Annotated in this window: 12 protein-coding genes, 1 tRNA gene and 2 pseudogenes; 3 read left to right on the top strand and 12 right to left on the bottom strand. The window is 64.4% G+C overall.

The window, feature by feature from the left end; translation table 11 throughout:
- Window positions 1-486: 486 nt before the first annotated feature.
- Window positions 487-768 (top strand): annotated as a pseudogene (locus VHL31_RS18320) (transposase); the annotation flags it as partial.
- A 335-nt stretch (window positions 769-1103) separates the two neighbouring features.
- Here the strand turns inward: VHL31_RS18320 and VHL31_RS18325 are convergent.
- Window positions 1104-1180, bottom strand: a tRNA-Pro gene (locus VHL31_RS18325).
- 101 nt (window positions 1181-1281) lie between these two features.
- Here VHL31_RS18325 and VHL31_RS18330 point away from each other — a divergent pair.
- Window positions 1282-2163, top strand: a complete 882-nt coding sequence (locus tag VHL31_RS18330) for a DUF3445 domain-containing protein (RefSeq protein WP_329662688.1) — start codon at window positions 1282-1284, stop codon at window positions 2161-2163.
- Window positions 2164-2271: 108 nt separating this feature from the next.
- Here VHL31_RS18330 and VHL31_RS27005 read toward each other — a convergent pair.
- The 4 genes and pseudogenes from VHL31_RS27005 to VHL31_RS18345 form a co-directional block, all read right to left on the bottom strand.
- Window positions 2272-2715 (bottom strand): annotated as a pseudogene (locus VHL31_RS27005) (GNAT family N-acetyltransferase); the annotation flags it as partial.
- A gap of 93 nt (window positions 2716-2808) precedes the next feature.
- Entirely contained in the window at window positions 2809-3486 is a 678-nt protein-coding gene (locus VHL31_RS18335) for an HAD family hydrolase (protein ID WP_329662689.1), read from the bottom strand.
- Between the two features lie 29 nt (window positions 3487-3515).
- Entirely contained in the window at window positions 3516-4046 is a 531-nt protein-coding gene (locus tag VHL31_RS18340; RefSeq protein WP_329662690.1) for an NUDIX hydrolase, read from the bottom strand.
- Between the two features lie 8 nt (window positions 4047-4054).
- Complete coding sequence (locus VHL31_RS18345) at window positions 4055-4255, bottom strand: DUF1192 family protein (protein ID WP_329662691.1); 201 nt, start codon at window positions 4253-4255, stop codon at window positions 4055-4057.
- Between the two features lie 127 nt (window positions 4256-4382).
- Here VHL31_RS18345 and gpt point away from each other — a divergent pair, with 127 nt between their 5' ends.
- Window positions 4383-4871: a xanthine phosphoribosyltransferase gene (gene gpt, locus VHL31_RS18350; protein WP_329662692.1), complete on the top strand. Its 489-nt coding sequence runs from the start codon at window positions 4383-4385 to the stop codon at window positions 4869-4871.
- Window positions 4872-4937: 66 nt separating this feature from the next.
- On the opposite strand, the gene VHL31_RS18355 is transcribed toward gpt, so the two are convergent.
- The 7 genes from VHL31_RS18355 to VHL31_RS18385 all read right to left on the bottom strand — a co-directional run bounded on the left by VHL31_RS18355 (window position 4938) and on the right by VHL31_RS18385 (window position 15834).
- Window positions 4938-5093 (bottom strand): DUF3309 family protein, encoded by a 156-nt coding sequence (locus VHL31_RS18355; protein ID WP_329662693.1) that lies wholly within the window; start codon window positions 5091-5093, stop codon window positions 4938-4940.
- Window positions 5094-5250: 157 nt separating this feature from the next.
- On the bottom strand, window positions 5251-6816 hold the full coding sequence (locus tag VHL31_RS18360) for a calcium-binding protein (protein ID WP_329662694.1): 1566 nt from the start codon (window positions 6814-6816) through the stop codon (window positions 5251-5253).
- Between the two features lie 88 nt (window positions 6817-6904).
- Window positions 6905-8836: a calcium-binding protein gene (locus tag VHL31_RS18365; protein ID WP_329662695.1), complete on the bottom strand. Its 1932-nt coding sequence runs from the start codon at window positions 8834-8836 to the stop codon at window positions 6905-6907.
- 245 nt (window positions 8837-9081) lie between these two features.
- Window positions 9082-12366, bottom strand: a complete 3285-nt coding sequence (locus VHL31_RS18370) for a calcium-binding protein (RefSeq protein WP_329662696.1) — start codon at window positions 12364-12366, stop codon at window positions 9082-9084.
- A 248-nt stretch (window positions 12367-12614) separates the two neighbouring features.
- Window positions 12615-13745: a fumarylacetoacetate hydrolase family protein gene (locus tag VHL31_RS18375; RefSeq protein WP_349262486.1), complete on the bottom strand. Its 1131-nt coding sequence runs from the start codon at window positions 13743-13745 to the stop codon at window positions 12615-12617.
- Window positions 13746-13832: 87 nt separating this feature from the next.
- Window positions 13833-15491 (bottom strand): acyl-CoA synthetase, encoded by a 1659-nt coding sequence (locus VHL31_RS18380; protein ID WP_329662698.1) that lies wholly within the window; start codon window positions 15489-15491, stop codon window positions 13833-13835.
- 94 nt (window positions 15492-15585) lie between these two features.
- Window positions 15586-15834 (bottom strand): zinc ribbon domain-containing protein, encoded by a 249-nt coding sequence (locus tag VHL31_RS18385; RefSeq protein ID WP_329662699.1) that lies wholly within the window; start codon window positions 15832-15834, stop codon window positions 15586-15588.
- Window positions 15835-15953 lie beyond the last annotated feature (119 nt).

Raw genomic sequence — 15953 nt, forward strand, 5'->3', positions numbered from 1 at the left:
CCCCTTAACCTGCCTGGACGGCCGAGGCGACCACAGCACGGGCAAACCAGCCCTACCGACGGCCTGAGTACAGTCATCAAGCCAACGCCGTCGCCCTGCGGTCTCAGGCAGACCCCTGGAGGGGCTTCTTCAAACCGTCCACTCGACGGTCATGACCGACCCATCCTACCGATCGATCGTCGCCATCTGCCACGCAACCTGGAAGATGCTGTGCGAGCAAGAAACGATTGAGCTACGATTGATGAGGCCAAGCTGGTGCAACGTGAGATCTCCAGGCGTGTGGGCGTGAACCTGGACAGGCTGTCGAGCGATGCGCCACAGGTCGCACGCATGGCGCCTGTCGACGCCATGCGTGCGACCTGTTCGGCTTGGCCTGGCACTATCGAGGCAGTCATCACAAGCACCGCTTCGAATGCTACACCGAAGATCCCACTGAGGTCAGAGGTGGTCCCCGGATCTCAAACAGGCGGATAAGCTTGGTTCGCCCTGAGAAGGACGGACCCGACAACGGTGAAGCGGACGCGGTACTCGGCTGAGTTCAAGGCGAAGGTGGCGCTGGAGGCGCTGCGGGGAGAGCTTACGACGGCACAGCTGGCGGCCAGGCACGGCATCCATCAGACGATGGTGAGCGAATGGAAGCGGCAGGCCACGGAGGGTCAGGCGTCGGTGTTCTCGGGCAAGTGGGCAGCGCAGGAGGGCGCGAGGGCTACCGAGGCCCAGGTGGAGAAGCTGCACGCGAAGATCGGGCAGCTTTTGGTGGAGCGGGATTTATAAGAGGGGGTTGGTGTCAAGCGGGCGTGTTTCTTGGTTCGGTGACGGCGCTTTTTCTTGGTCCTGGTTTGGAAATGCTGGGTCTGATTGGGCCCGCTACCATTTCGTCGGCGAGGTCGATCCTCTGCGGTGCGGTCGTGCGCCTGGGGCATCAACTTATATCCGGCAGCTCCGTGGTGGCCTGCCCCCATGGGGGCAGGCCATATCCCTGATCAGGTAGCGGGATCAGAACGGAACGGGATGTACCTCTTATGCAGACGCATCCGGTCCCTAGCTGGTACCTGAAGCGGACTCAGTCAGGTACCACAGAACAGCTAACCCTTTGATTTCATTGGTCGGGGTGGTCAGATTTGAACTGACGACCCTCTGCTCCCAAAGCAGATGCGCTACCAGACTGCGCCACACCCCGGACCGGGGGTCCTGTAAGGGAATGTTGCGCATTCGGCAATGGCGCTTGCAGCCGCCGGATCGTGGCTCGACCGGGAGTTGATGGGGCGCTAGGCCATCGGCATGAGCGAGGACCTGCTTCCGTTCATGGATGGCCCCTGGAAGCTGTCCATGGGATTGCGCCGGCTGGAGCTGGCGGATTGGCTGTGCATCGACCGTCACCATGCCGCGCAGATGCGGCAGCGGGCGGCGCTCGTCACGGAGCGACGCGCGGAGGTAATAGGCTGCCTGCCCGGAAGCGAGGCAGGGTGCCAGGAGATCCTCGACCTGCTGACGGCGTTCCTGCCGGCACGCTATCCGGAGCGGTGGCGGATGGATGGACGGTTCATGGTCGACCGGGTCGAGGACCGGCAGATCGGCCTGGACAGCGACCTGCCGCTGGTGACGGCGGGACTGCTCGTTCAGGAAGATCTGTGCCTGATGCGCAAGGGCACCGACGGCTATGTGCTGGCGGCCGCCATGCTCTGCTTTCCGTCGCACTGGCGGCTGGCCGACAAGCTGGGCCTGCCCATGGCGGGGATCCACCAGCCGGTGCCTGGGTTCGCGGACCGACTCGGCCCCACGGCCGACCGGTTCATGGCGACGCTCGATCCTGACCGTCCGGTCTGGCGGGCCAACTGGACAGTTGCCGAAACCGATGAACTCTTCCTACCGGGCCACCGCGCACAGCGGACGTTCGCTACCGACCGGACGATTGGCGCCCAGCTTTTCCTGCGCATCGAGCGGCAGACCCTGCGGAGGCTGCCACGTAGCGGCGACGTCCTGTTCACCATCCATACCTCCGTGCGGCCACTTCAGGATGCCATCGTCCTTCCGGTGCATGCCCAGGCCCTTGCCAGCCGCATCCGCGAGATGAGCGACGGGATGAGCCGCTACAAGGGGTTCCATCAGATGGGGCTCCCGCTGCTCGACTGGCTGGATCAAATGGCTGTCCAGCCAGGGTAGCAGGATGCCTCGCTCGGGCACCGGTTCCTGTCCTAGGCTGCGCGCCAGGAGGCGCCTCGGGTTCTCGCCAGGCATCACGACATCGGGTGCCACCGCCTCGAAGCCGAACTGGGTGTAATAGCCAGTATCTCCCACGAGGAACACGAACGCCCAGCCCTGACGAGCCGCCAGCGTCATGCTGGCATGCATCAGGAGGCGACCGATGCCCTGCCCTCGCCTTGCCGGATCGATCGCCAGGGGACCCAGGAGCAGGGCCGGCCGGCTCTCGATCATGAGCGGCCAGTAGCGGATCGCTCCTACCATGCCAGCCTGGGCGTCCTCGGCCACCAGACAGAGCGCCTCGACCGGAGCCACGCCAAACCGGTAGCGGTACGAGACCTTGCGACGCCGCTCGTTCCCAAAGGAGAGATCGAGAAGATGCTCGATGGAAGGTCCGTCGAGTGGACCCTCGGGCCGTACCGATAGTGCGGGCATGACATGTTCACCATGAAGGCAGCAACGACGCGGGTCCGCCGGGGGCCATGGCCCAATGCGGATGGCGGTGCAGCCCATTGGGCGCACCGCGTCAGATTCGTCGTCGGTCCTGAGCTGAAAGGAAGGCGAACATGTCCATGGCTGCGCGTATCGGGCTAGCCTTGCCCGCTGTCAACGGGCCTGCTGCAGCTCGTCCAGCAGATCCGGCAGAGTGTGCATGTCCTGGAGCACGCTTTGCGCACCTGCTGACCGCAGGCGCTCCATCCAGCGCTCGTTGTTGGCATGGCGCCCGCCGACAAATCCTATCGGCATCATGCCGGCCGCCACCGCGGCCGTGACCCCCGCCGGACTGTCCTCGATCACCACGCAGCGTTCGGGCTGATGTCCGAGCGTGCTGGCTGCATGGAGGAAGAGGTCGGGGAAAGGCTTGCCGCGCGGCACCATGGTCGAGCTGAACAGATGCGGGTCGAGCTTCGGCAGGAGGCCGGTGATCTCGAGCGAACGTCGGATCCGTTCGGGTCGGGACGAAGATGCGACGCAGCGCGGGAGGGTCAACCGGTCCAGGCAGTCGGCGATCCCGGGGATCGCGACCAGCTCGGTCTCGAACGCCTGGACGATCTCGGCCTGCAGTGTCTTCCCCCAGTTCTCGGGCAAAGGCCGGCCGAGCTTCCGCTCGATGATCTCGTTGGCACTCTTCTGGGAAAGCCCCACGAAGGTCTCCAGCGCCTCGTCCATGCCGATCGGCCAGCCCAGCAGATGGAGGGCCGCCACTTCCTTCCCAATCGAGACGAACTCGCTGTCCACCAGAACGCCGTCGCAGTCGAAGATCACGAGGTCGAAACGCGGCAAATGAACCACTCCTGCGAAGATGCCTGCAATCAGGCAGGCTCGGGATTGAAGGTTGCCGGCCAGTGCTGCTGGCCGCGTAGTTCCAGGGCCCGCCGCAGAACCCAGCCGACGGTCGGGAATGCAAGCTGGCCCCAGGGGATCTCGTCCCACTCGACCAGTCTCACCTCCTGGCTCTCCGGTCCCGCGGCGACGTCGGCCGAGAGCAGCCGGGCACGAAAGAGGATCTGCACCTGCTCGATCCTCGGGATGGAATAGACGGCGATCAACCCCTCGATGGCGATGTCGGCGCAGGCTTCCTCCCGCGCCTCACGCATCGCCCCCTCCTCGGCCGTCTCGCCGTTCTCCAGCCATCCGGCCGGGATCGTCCAGAACCCGACCCGCGGCTCGATGGCGCGCCGGCAGAGAAGGAGCCGGTCGCCGAGCGTGCACACCGAGCCTACGACGATCTTCGGGTTCACGTAGTGGACGATCTCGCAGCTCGTGCATACGAAGCGCTCGCGATCGTCACCTTGCGGACGAACGAGCTGCACAGGGGCACTGCAATGCGAGCAGAATCGCATAGGCGCCGTCAGTCCGCGCGCTGCTTGAAGAGGGCGTCCGCTGCCCTGCGCGCCTCGGCCCGCCTGTCGATTTCCTGCTCCAGGCGCGCGATCTCCGCCTGGAGCCGGTTGCGAAGCGAGGTCATCTCGTCGACCGAAAGGTTGTCCAGGCGGCTCGGAACGATCAGGTCGCGTGTCTGATTGGGACGGCGTTCGTCGTCATCATTCATGGCCGAGGTCCCCATCTTGAGCAGCGGCCGCATACTCAGGTCACCAAGCGATCTTGACAAGATGCGGACGGCAGTGCTCGCGAGGGCCACCGTCACCTACCGCATCCGACACCGCCGGAGTGAGATCATGGCCGAGCAGGCGCGCCGCTACTTCCCTGTCCATTGGGACCAGCTCCATCGCGACGCGAAGGCGCTATCGTGGCGGCTGGCCGGCCATGGCCCATGGACCGGGATCATTGCGGTGACGCGCGGCGGGCTCGTCCCAGCGCACATCGTGGCGCGGGAACTGGACGTGAGGCTGATCGATACGATCGGGATATCTTCCTACGACAATCAGCGGCACCGGGAACCGGAAATCGTAAAGCCGAGCGTGGCCGCCGGCGACGGACGTGGATGGCTCGTGATCGATGATCTCGTGGATACCGGCCAGACCGGCAAGATCGTGCGCCAGATGCTTCCCAACGCTCATTTCGCGACGATCTATGCAAAGCCCCTGGGCAGGCCGCTCGTCGACACGTTCATCACCGAGGTCAGCCAGGATACCTGGATCCTGTTCCCCTGGGACATGGAAGCCAGCTACGCCAAGCCGATCGTCGAGCAGTCGTTTCCCGGCTGATCGGCCGGCAAGGGCGGGTTGGCTCAAAGGGGCCGGGCCGTCTTGGTGGCCCGGCCCAGCCCACAACTAGATCCTGCCCATCAACATCAGGATGATGATCACGATCAGGATCACACCGATGATCCCGGTGGGACCATATCCCCAGCTGCGGCTGTATCCCCAGCTCGGGAGGGCCCCGATCAGGATGAGGATCAGAATGATGATGAGGATGGTGCTGAGCATCGCGAAGGGTCTCCCTTTGCCGGCGGGTCCGGACCGTGCAGTCAGGTCCGGGCCCGCCGTGTCAGGAAAATAACCGCCTATCAGGGGTGTGGTTCCTGGCTTTGTAACGAACCGTATCAGCTGACCCTGCAGGCATGCGCCTCGACCAGGCGTCAAGTCATACGGCGATCTGTGTTCCGCCGAAGTCCAGCACCTCGATGCCGGTCAGCACATCCATGCCGTAATAGATTCCGGCCGAAGCCTTGTGGGTCACGGCGATGCTGCCATTGTCCTGCCGGGCGACCACGTAGTTCGCGACCGCGCCGTTGAAGTACGCGATGTCTCTGCCGGCCCCGCCATCCAGGACGTCGTCGCCGATCCCGCCGCGCAGCTGGTCATCGCCGGCGCTGCCGCGCAGGATATCGTTGCCCGCGCTGCCGCGGATGTCATCGGCGCCGTCGCCGCCTGTCAGGTTGTCGTCGCCGGCTCCGCCAGCCACGAGGTCGTTGCCGTTGCCGCCCTCGACCACATCGTCGCCCGAACCGCCATCCACGTCGTCGTTGCCGTCGTCGCCCTTGACGAGATCGCCGCCGACTCCGCCCCTCAGGACGTCATTGCCCAGACCGCCGCTGACCACGTCGTTGCCGATGCCGCCGAAGGCACGGTCGTCGCCGGTACCGCCGTTCAGCTCGTCGTTGCCGACCCCGCCCTTCAGGAAGTCGATCCCGTCGTTGCCGAACATGAGATCGTTCTCGGTCCCGCCGTCGATGTTGTCGTTGCCTCCGCCGCCTTCCGTCCGGTCGTTGCCGGCGCCGCCAGCCATGAAATCGTCGCCAAGACCACCCAGAAGCAGGTCGACGCCGGCACCGCCAAAGATGGCGTCGATCCCAGCCTGGCCGTCGATGATGTCGTCGCCGTCACGCGCCGTCACCACGTCGTTGCCGGCCGTGGTCGGCACGGTCGGGAAGGCAATCGGCAAGCTTTGCGTATCCCCGGTCGCGTCGAAATACATGAACTCGACGCGGGCGGCCGGGTTGCTGTAGAAGTCGAGGATGGTGACGCTCGAACCCGCGCCGTAGGAGATCACCAGGTCGCCCTGGTCCAGCCCGTCCTCGACGCGGCCGCGCGAATAGCTGACGGTGGCTGGGTCGACGTTCCTCGTGAACGTGATCTGGTCGGCGGCACCGCCAGAATCGAAGAGGCCGTCGCGGCCGTCCGTGGCACTGAAGATATACCCGTCGCTGCCGAGCCGGCCCTCCAGCGTGTCGCTCCCGCCGCCACCGACGATCCGGTCACCAATGTCCGAACCGAGAAGGTGCTCGCTGCCGGCCGACCCTGAGAAGGTCAGCACGGCGTTCGCCAGGGCCTGGGTCGTGCCGCCCACGCCGTACTGGATCTGCTCGATCTGGCCGCTGCCGCCGAAGAAATTCTCGATGCGGACGAAGTCGCCCCGGTTGCCGTAGAAGACGTAGAGCTGTCCCTCGTTCGTCTTCCCGAGGGTGGCATAGGTGCCGCCGTCGCCGCGGAACAGGAAGACCTGGGACGGGCTGATCCCGTCCAGGCGCATCACGTCGGCCCCGGCCGCGTCGCTGATCGTGTCGCCGCCGTCACCGATCTTGAACACGTAGGTGTCCGCACCGGCCAGACCGCTCAGAAGATCGTTGCCGGTCAGGCCGTTGATGACATCGTCGCCCGCAGTGCCGGTACTCGTGTCGGCGCCTGCGGTACCCGTGATGTTCGCCACGCTTCCACCCTTCGTTCTCGGATCGATCGAGGCGTCTAGCGACCTGCAGGGCCGCTAGACAAGACGCGCCATTGACGCTCCGGCACGATCAGCCGGCCGGCACCTGCACGCCGCCGAAGTCCAGGACCTCGATGTTCCTGAGCACATCCGTCCCGTAGGCCTGCCCGACGACGTTCGTGTGCGCGACCAGGAGGCTGCCGTCGGACTGCTCGGTAACCGTGTAGTTGGCCCGCGGACCGTTGAAGAACGCGATGTCGCGGGCGCCACCGCCATCCAGCACGTCGTTGCCGGCACCACCGCGCAGCAGATCGTCCCCCGACCCGCCTTCCAGCGTGTCGTTGCCGAAACTGCCGCGCAGGTCGTCGGCACCGTTGCCGCCGCTGAGCCTGTCATTGCCAGCACCACCGGCGAGCAGGTCGTTGCCGAAGCTGCCGTCGACGACGTCGTCCCCGCTGCCGCCGTCCAGGTTGTCGTCACCGCTGCCGCCGAACAGGTCGTCGTCGTCGACGCCGCCACGCAGCAGGTCGTTGCCGGATTCGCCGTTCAGGAGGTCGTCGCCCAGGCCGCCGAACAGGCGGTCGTCGCCGTTGTTGCCGGTCAGGGTGTCGTTGCCGGCTGCACCCTTGAGGAAGTCGGGGTCGTTGTCGCCGAACAGGATGTCGATGCCGGGACCACCATCCATGTTGTCGGCCCCGAACCCGCCCTCCAGCCGGTCGCGACCGTTGCCGCCGACCAGGAAGTCGTCGCCGTTGCTTCCCTTGAGCAGGTCGTTGCCGTTGCCGCCGAACAACGCGTCGTTGCCGCCGAGCCCGTCGATGACGTCGTCCGAGTCGCGGCCAGGCACCACGTCGGCACCCTGGGTCGGCTTGTCGTCCGGCGGAGGGGGCGGAGGCGGAGGAGGTGGTGGCGGCGGAGGAGGAGGTGGCGACGCGCCGACGAAGCTGAAGCCGTTCCAGCTATACGCGGCACTGCTGTCGGTGAAGCGCAGCGTGTCGATGTCCGAGCCGCCGATCTGCCCGATCAGCTGCAGGCTGATCTTGCCGCCGGCACCGTCATAGAAGATCCGCAGGTCGTTCTGGGCCGATACGAACTTGAGGTCGCCGAAGTCGACATTGGGGCCGAACAGGATGGTGTCCGACCCGCTGGCGTCGTCGATGACCTCGGTCCCGTCGTCGGGGTCCACGCGATACTCGTCATTGCCGGCCCCGCCCAGCAGCTGGTCGTTGCCGCGGCTGCCGAACAGCACGTCGTTGCCGTTGCCGCCTTCCGCGGTGTCGTCGCCACGGCGCGGGTCCACCACGTCGTTGCCGTCCAGCCCGCGTACGACGTCGTTGACCTCGCTGCCGTAGAGCCGCCCGTCATTGCCGGCCGTGCCGTTGAAGGTGGTTCGGTCCAGCTTGGAGCCGTCGCTGAACTGGATGTTGACCGGCAGGCCCTTCTCGATCCGGATCGAGTTCTGGCCACCATAGAACAGCGTGTAGCCCTCGTTTCCCGGGGCCACCTCGCCACTGGCCAGCGCATTGCGCACAAGCCGCACGCTGTCCTTCGCAACCGACCCGTCGAACTGGATGGTGGTATCCGCGCCGGAATCCCTCAGTTGGTCGATGCCGTCGCCACTCGTGAACAGGTAGGTGTCGGCGCCGTCGCCGCCCTCCAGCCAGTCGGCGCCGGTGCCGCCCCGGATCCGGTCGCTGCCGCCGCCGCCGATGATGCGGTCGGTGCCGGCACCGCCGCTGAGCGCATCGTTGCCGGTCCCGCCGTCGATGCGGTCGTCGCCGTCGCCGCCGTCCAAGATGTCATTGCCGGCGTCGCCCTGCAGCCGATCGGCGCCGCCCTCGCCCGACAGGGAGTCGTCGCCATCGTTGCCGCTGAGCTTGTCGTCGCCCAGGCCGCCGGTGATCCGGTCGTTGCCGCGCCCGCCGTTCAGGTCGTCCGCGCCAGCCGTACCGGGGATGGTATCATTGCCGTCCGTCCCGCTCACCTTTGTGGGTGCAGCGCTGATCGTCGCCAGATCCGTCATGCGTCCTATCCGAGGCGTCTCTAGATACTGCCGGGCAGGCCACCATCCCACTGGAGACGGGTGGCATTGCACGGGCCATCGACGGTCGCAGAGTCGGGTGGGCGCGAAAGCCTGTCAATGCACCGCGGCCAGTGCACAGGGGGCGACGAAACGAAGCAAGGGCACGACAGCGACCTTTTCCACACGCATCGGTGGTAATTCGCCGTCGTGCCCTCGCCCCGACCAGGCTCAGGCTGGATGAGCGTTCAGCTCACCGCGACCTGGGTACCGGCAAAGTCCAGCACCTCGATGTTCCGCAGAACGTCGTTGCCGTAGATCTGCCCGGCGGCTGCATGGGACACCACCAGGCTGCCATCCGCCTGCTCGGCAAGCTGGTAGTTGACCTGTGGTCCGTTGAAGAAGGCGATGTCCCGCCCGATGCCGCCGTCGAGCATGTCGTCGCCATGGCCGCCGCGCAGCTCGTCGTCGCCGCCACCGCCATCGAGGATGTCGTCCCCGAAGCTGCCTGCGAGCTGGTCGGCACCATCGCCACCACGCAGCGTATCCGTGCCGGTGCCGCCCGCCATCAGGTCGTCGCCGGTACCGCCCTCGACAATGTCGTTGCCGCTGCCGCCATCGACATTGTCGTTCCCGGCCCCGCCACGGACAGTGTCGTCGCCGACGCCACCCCGGACCAGATCGTCGTTGCCCTCACCGTCCAGCGTGTCGTTGCCGATGCCGCCGAAGAGCCGATCAAAGCCGGCACCGCCGGACAACTGATCGTCACCCCCGCCGCCCTTCAGGAAGTCGTCGCCGTTGTCGCCGAACAGCAGGTCGTTATCGACGGCGCCGTCCATGTTGTCGTTCCCGGCGCCGCCCTCCAGCCGGTCGATACCGGTCCCGCCAACCAGGAAATCGTCGCCGCTGCTTCCCTTGAGCACATCGTTGCCGTTGCCGCCGAACAGCGCGTCGTTTCCACCGAGGCCGTCGATCACGTCGTCCGTGTCACGGCCGGGAATGACGTCGCCGCCCTGTGTAGGCTTGCTGACGGGAGGCGGAGTGACGGAGCCCGCGAACGTTGTGCCGTTCCAGGTATAGACGGTAGAGTCGCCTTCGAACTTCAACTGTTCGATCGCACCCGATCCAACCTGACCAGCCAGTGTGACGTTAACGGTAGCCGCCCCAGTTCCATGCCGAATGACCAAGTCACTGCCGTTAGCAGCGATCGACAATCCAGCAAAGCTGATACCTGCGTCAAATACGATCTGGTCCGTGCCTGCATTATCGGAGATGATTTCCCCACCTTGGCCGGCATTCAGTCTATAAACATCGTTACCAGAGCCGCCAAGCAACTGATCGCTGCCAGCGCTTCCACGCAAGATGTCGTTGCCGCCACCTCCGTCCAACGTGTCGTCGCCGCTCAGTCCGTCCAGCAGATCGTTGCCAGCCAAGCCTCTTACGGTGTCGCCTGCGTTTGTCCCGAACAAGGCGACGTCATTGGACGCAGTACCTGTAAATATACTCGTGTCGAATTCAGAATCGTCACTAAGCAGAACTTGGTTCGGTAGTTCATTTGCGATCTGTATCGAGTCACCTTTGGCACCGTAGAACAAGGTGAACCCGTTACCGGGTGTGCCGCCACTTCCAACGGTCCTTATCAGCCGAACGCTGTCCGATGCGACACTGCTATCGAACCGGATGGTTGTGTCCACACCGTTGTCTTCTAGACGGTCGACGCCGTTTCCGGATTGGAATTCGTAGATGTCCGCACCGGCACCACCGACGAGGCGGTCATTTCCACTTCCACCCAGGAGCAGGTCCGCGCCATTGCCGCCCAGCATCGTATCGGCACCTGCGCCGCCGCTGAGAGTGTCGTCACCGGCACCGCCATCGATTTGATCGACACCGTCGCCGCCATTGATCGTGTCGTTGCCTTCACCACCGTTCAGGATGTCATTGCCCGCCCGGCCAGACAGGATGTCATCCCCAGCATCACCCGATAGCTGATCGGCACCGGCGCCGCCATCAAGACTGTCATTCTCCAACCCGCCAGCAAGTTTATCGGCGCCAAGCCCACCGGAGATGACGTCGTCGCCAGCACCACCAGACAGAATGTCGTCGCCACCGTTCCCAAAGATGGAGTCGTTTCCACCAAGAGCATCATACGTATCAGCCTGCTCGCTCCCCGAAATGATGTCAGGGCCAGCAGTGACGGTCGGGACACCGACTCCAGCAGTGAATGCCGTCCCGTTCCACTTATAGACGGCCGTCTCATCAGCGAAGTACAAGCTTTCAATACCGCCTGCAGTATTCGCTCCAGTAAGCGTGACGTTTAGCTCACGATCGTCTTGAGCGGCATGAGTGATGACCAGATCAGAGCCAACGACTTCGAGTTTCAGGTCCTTGAAGAGGATACCGGCACCAAACAGGATCCGGTCATCTGCCCCCTCAGAATCGATTATCTTCTCTACGCCCTGCCCGATTTCGAGGCGGTACTGATCATTACCTGCGCCGCCGGCTAGACTGTCGACACCCACGCTTCCCATAAGGGTGTCGCCACCTTCTCCGCCTTCCGCCTGATCATCCCCCAAGCGGCCATCAATAAGGTCGGCCCCACCTTGGCCACGGATGACGTCGTTGCCCGACGTGCCAACGAGAGCGGTGTCGTCCAAAGCGCTGCCAGTGAACACGTTGGCGGCAAGGGTACTGCCATCAGACAGGCGGACTACCGGCAGATCCCCGCTGATTTCAATCGAGTCATTACTGCCATAAAAAACTTTGTAACCCTGACCATATTCGTAGAATATCTCGTTGCCATCATCATCATAATAAGATTCTTGGTATCCAGGATTATAAACTAGACGAACATTAGATACATCTGTAATACCTTCTAAGTTGATCAGATCTTCACTATTAGCATCCTCAATCCGATCTGTACCGTCGCCCAGATTGAAGGCAAATGTATCCTTCCCACCACCGCCATATAGGCTATCGTTCCCTATCCCACCAGAAAGAACATCATTATCGGCGCCGCCATCTAGATAGTCGTTGCCGGTATCGCCGTTGAGACTGTCAATACCTGCGCTTCCATAGATACTGTCGTCTCCTGCCTTACCATTAATCCGATCGTCTCCTAGAAAGCCATTTATTGGGTCTCCTACAACAGTACCATCGCGAATTATATTACCAAATATGACAAGGTTCTTGTAGCCATAATACTGGACATTTTCTATGACACCATTCTGACCAGCCGCAAACTGACCGGCTACGGTGACAGAGGTAAACAGTGCGCCATCGGTATAAGTAATGACCAGATCATCAGATGGAGAGCCATCGTCGTTGTAGGCTCTCGCAATATTTGTGTTATAGCGATAAACATCGTGCTCGAAGTAAATAGTATCCTCTTCACCGGCAGAGTCGATTATCCTGTCATTGCCCCAGTTTCCTGAAAAATAATACCTATCACTTCCGGCAAGACCAACAAGATCATCACTCGATTTAGCTGCTCCTGATATAAACTCAGGATTCGCTGTTCCTTGAATGACACCCATCTTCTCTTCCTGACAAGAGGCTAACCTACGAGCCGTTCTTATCCGAGAACTTTACAGTTCGTCCTCGGTCTTTGCTGGGGGCCGCTAACGTTATTGTTCTCACTCCCGGGCCAAAAATTACGATCTGATTGACTAATGTCAATATTGCTTAAAATGCAATGCAATCTGCCGAGCGAGCAAGCGCTTCAGAACGAAGCTGGCCTGCTCGTTGAATATCGTGGACCGGCACCAGGATCAGGGGGTGTGGGCTATCCCCTCAGCACCCCCCGCCCCGCCAAATTCCGCATCAGCGCCCCCGCCCCGAACTCCCACGCCGGCACCTTGTCCGTGTGCTCGACAACGTTCACGAGCTTGCCCAGTGCCTGCGTCCAGATGCTCACCACGTCGCCCACGACATGGGTGAAGCCCTGGCCGGGGCCGTGGCGGTCCTGGATCGGGGCGAACATGGTGCCGAGGAACAGGACGAAGCCGTCGGGGTACTGGTGGTGGGGGCCGATCGTCTGGCTGACCAGGTCGGCGGGGTCGCGGCTGATCGCGGACATGTTGGAGCGGCCTTCCATGCGAAAGCCGTCCGTGCCCTCGACCAGCATGTCCAGCTCGGCCGAGCGGACCTGGTCCAGGTCGAAGGTCTCGTCGAACAGGCGGATGAACGGGCCCACCGCGCCGGACGCGTTGTTGTCCTTGGCCTTGCCCAGGAGGAGCGCGCTGCGGCCTTCCACGTCGCGCAGGTTGACGTCGTTGCCGAGCGTGGCGCCGACGATCCGGCCGTCGCGGCTGACGACCAGCACGATCTCGGGCTCGGGGTTGTTCCAGGTCGAGACCGGGTGGATGCCGACCAGCGAGCCCGTGCCCACCGCCGACATGGGCTGGCCCTTGGTGAAGACCTCGGCATCCTTGCCGATGCCGACCTCCAGGTATTGCGACCAGGCGCCCTGCTCGATCAGGTGCGACTTCAGCTCCATCGCCTTCTCGGAACCGGGCACGATCGCGCGCAGGTCGTCGCCGACGATGGCGATGATCTTCTCGCGCACGCTGACGGCCTTGGCCGCGTCGCCGCGCGCCTGCTCCTCGATCACCCGCTCCAGCATCGAGCGCACGAAGGTGACGCCGCAGGCCTTGACGGCATGCAGGTCGCAGGGTGCCAGGAACCAGGGCGTGCCGGGCTGGCGCTTGTCATGCGCGCTGTTCGCCAGGATCGCCGCGAAGTCGCCCAGGCGCACGGCACCCGGGTCGTGGGCGATCGCCAGCGGGTCGGGGGCGTTGGTCAGGTCGCTGGTCGTGGGGACCAGGTGGGTGATGTCCCACACGCCGCCGTCGCGCAGCACGACCGCGCAGGGCCCCTGCTCGGTCTGCACGCGGCCGATCAGCGTTCCGGCCATGCCGTCCTGCGGCAGCGTCTCGTTCGGGGTCAGGCTGGCATGCACGGGGTCGGCCTCTTTCGTCCTGGTGTCGTCGGGATGGAAGGTTCAGAGCGCCTTGGCGCGGTCGCGCAGGACGTTCTTCTGGACCTTGCCGGTGGATGTCTTGGGCAGCGCGCCGAACACGATCGTGCGCGGCAGCTTGTAGCTGGCGATCTCGCCACGGCAGTGCTGGATCAGTTCCTCGGCCGTGACGTCGGCGCCGTCGCGCAGGGTGACGAAGGCGCATGGCGTCTCGCCCCATTTCTCGTCGGGCCTGGCGACCACGGCGGCATCGATCACGTCGGGATGACGGTAGAGGGCGCCTTCGACCTCGATCGAGCTGATGTTCTCGCCGCCGGAGATGATGATGTCCTTCGAGCGGTCCTTGATCTCCAGGTAGCCGTCCGGGTGCATCACCGCGAGGTCGCCCGAATGGAACCAGCCCGCCCCGAAGGCTGCGTGGGTGGCGGTCGGGTTCTTCAGGTAGCCCTTCATGACGACGTGGCCCTTGAACATCACCTCGCCCAGCGTGGTGGCGTCCTTCGGCACCGGCAGCATGGTGTCCGGGTCCAGCACCGCCAGGCCCTCCAGCACGGGGTAGCGCACGCCCTGCCGGGCCAGCTTCTCCGAGCGCGTCTTCATGTCGAGCTCGTGCCAGTCCTCCTGGTAGGCGCAGACGACGGCCGGCCCGTAGACCTCGGTCAGCCCATAGACATGGGTCACCTCGATGCCGAGCCGGTCCATCTTCTCCAGGACGGCGGCGGGCGGGGCCGAGGCGGCGGTCATCATCTTGACCTTCTGCCCGAACGGACGGCGGACGTCCTCGGGCGCGTTCACCACCATGCTCATGACGATCGGCGCGCCGCACATATGGGTCACGCCGTGCTCGGCGAAGGTCTGGTAGATCGTCTCCGACGACACCTTGCGCAGGCAGACGTTCACCCCGGCCTGCAGCACGGTCGTCCAGGGGAAGCACCAGCCGTTGCAGTGGAACATCGGCAGGGTCCAGAGATAGACCGGATGCTGCGGCATCGACCAGACCAGCACGTTGCCCACCGCGTTCAGGTAGGCGCCGCGATGGTGGTAGACCACGCCCTTGGGGTTGCCGGTCGTGCCCGACGTATAGTTCAGGCCGATCGCCTGCCACTCGTCCGCCGGGAAGATCGGCGCTGCCGCCGCGTCGCCGCTGGCGAGCATCTCCTCATAGTCTAGGCTGCCGATCCGCTCGTGCGGCCCGGCGAACTCCGGGTCGAGCATGTCGATCACGATCGGCCGGGTCGCGAGCCTGTCCAGCGCCTCGCGCACAATCGGCGCGAACTCGCTGTCGACGATGATCGCCTTGGCCTCGCCATGCTCCAGGATGAAGGCGATCGTGCCGGGATCGGAGCGGGTGTTCAGCGCATTGAGGACCGCCCCGGCCATCGGCACGCCGTAATGGCATTCCAGCATGGCCGGCGTGTTCGGCAGCATCGCCGCCACGGTGTCGCCGGGTTCGATGCCCAGCTGCACCAGCGCGGACGCCAGCTTGTGGCAGCGCTCCCTGAGTTCGCGGTAGTTGCGCCGCAAGCTGCCGTGAACCACGGCCAGCCGTTCGGGATAGATGTCGGCGGTGCGCTCCAGGAAGGTCAGCGGGGTGAGCGGGGCGTGGTTCGCCGCGTTCTTGTCCAGTGCCAACGCATATGGCCCGGTGGCCGGATGTTCGACATAGCGCACGGCCTGAGTCACCGCATCCCTCCCTTCTAGTTCCCAGGAGGTCCCGTGCACAGCTCGCGAGGCACGTCAAGAAGCGGGTCCTGGAGCAGGCTCGGCGGCCGAGCGGTCAGTGGATGCAGCCGCCGGCCCCGCAGCCGCAGCCGCCCCCCGCCCTGGCCGATGGTGCGATGTCGCCGACATCGCAGGCAAAAGAAGGCCGCTCGCTGGCGGCCGAGCGGCCCAGCATGGGCCGCGCCATTGCGCGACGTGCCGGCTCCCCGCAGCTCGGGCAGGCCCTGGGCTGGTCGCTCTCGCTCATGGCGGACCATTCCCTGAAGATGCCGTGGTCGGCGCAATCATACGTATAAAGGGGCATGGCGTGCCTGTGGTGAAGCTTCGAACGCGTCGCCGGTCATGTAGCGATTCCGCACGCGCGTTGACACCCCCGTCCGCTGCCGCCACATGCGCACATCATCGCTACCGCCAGAACACGGG

It is taken from the genome of Geminicoccus sp., assembly GCF_036263595.1.
In the GTDB taxonomy this organism is placed as follows: Bacteria; Pseudomonadota; Alphaproteobacteria; order Geminicoccales; family Geminicoccaceae; genus Geminicoccus.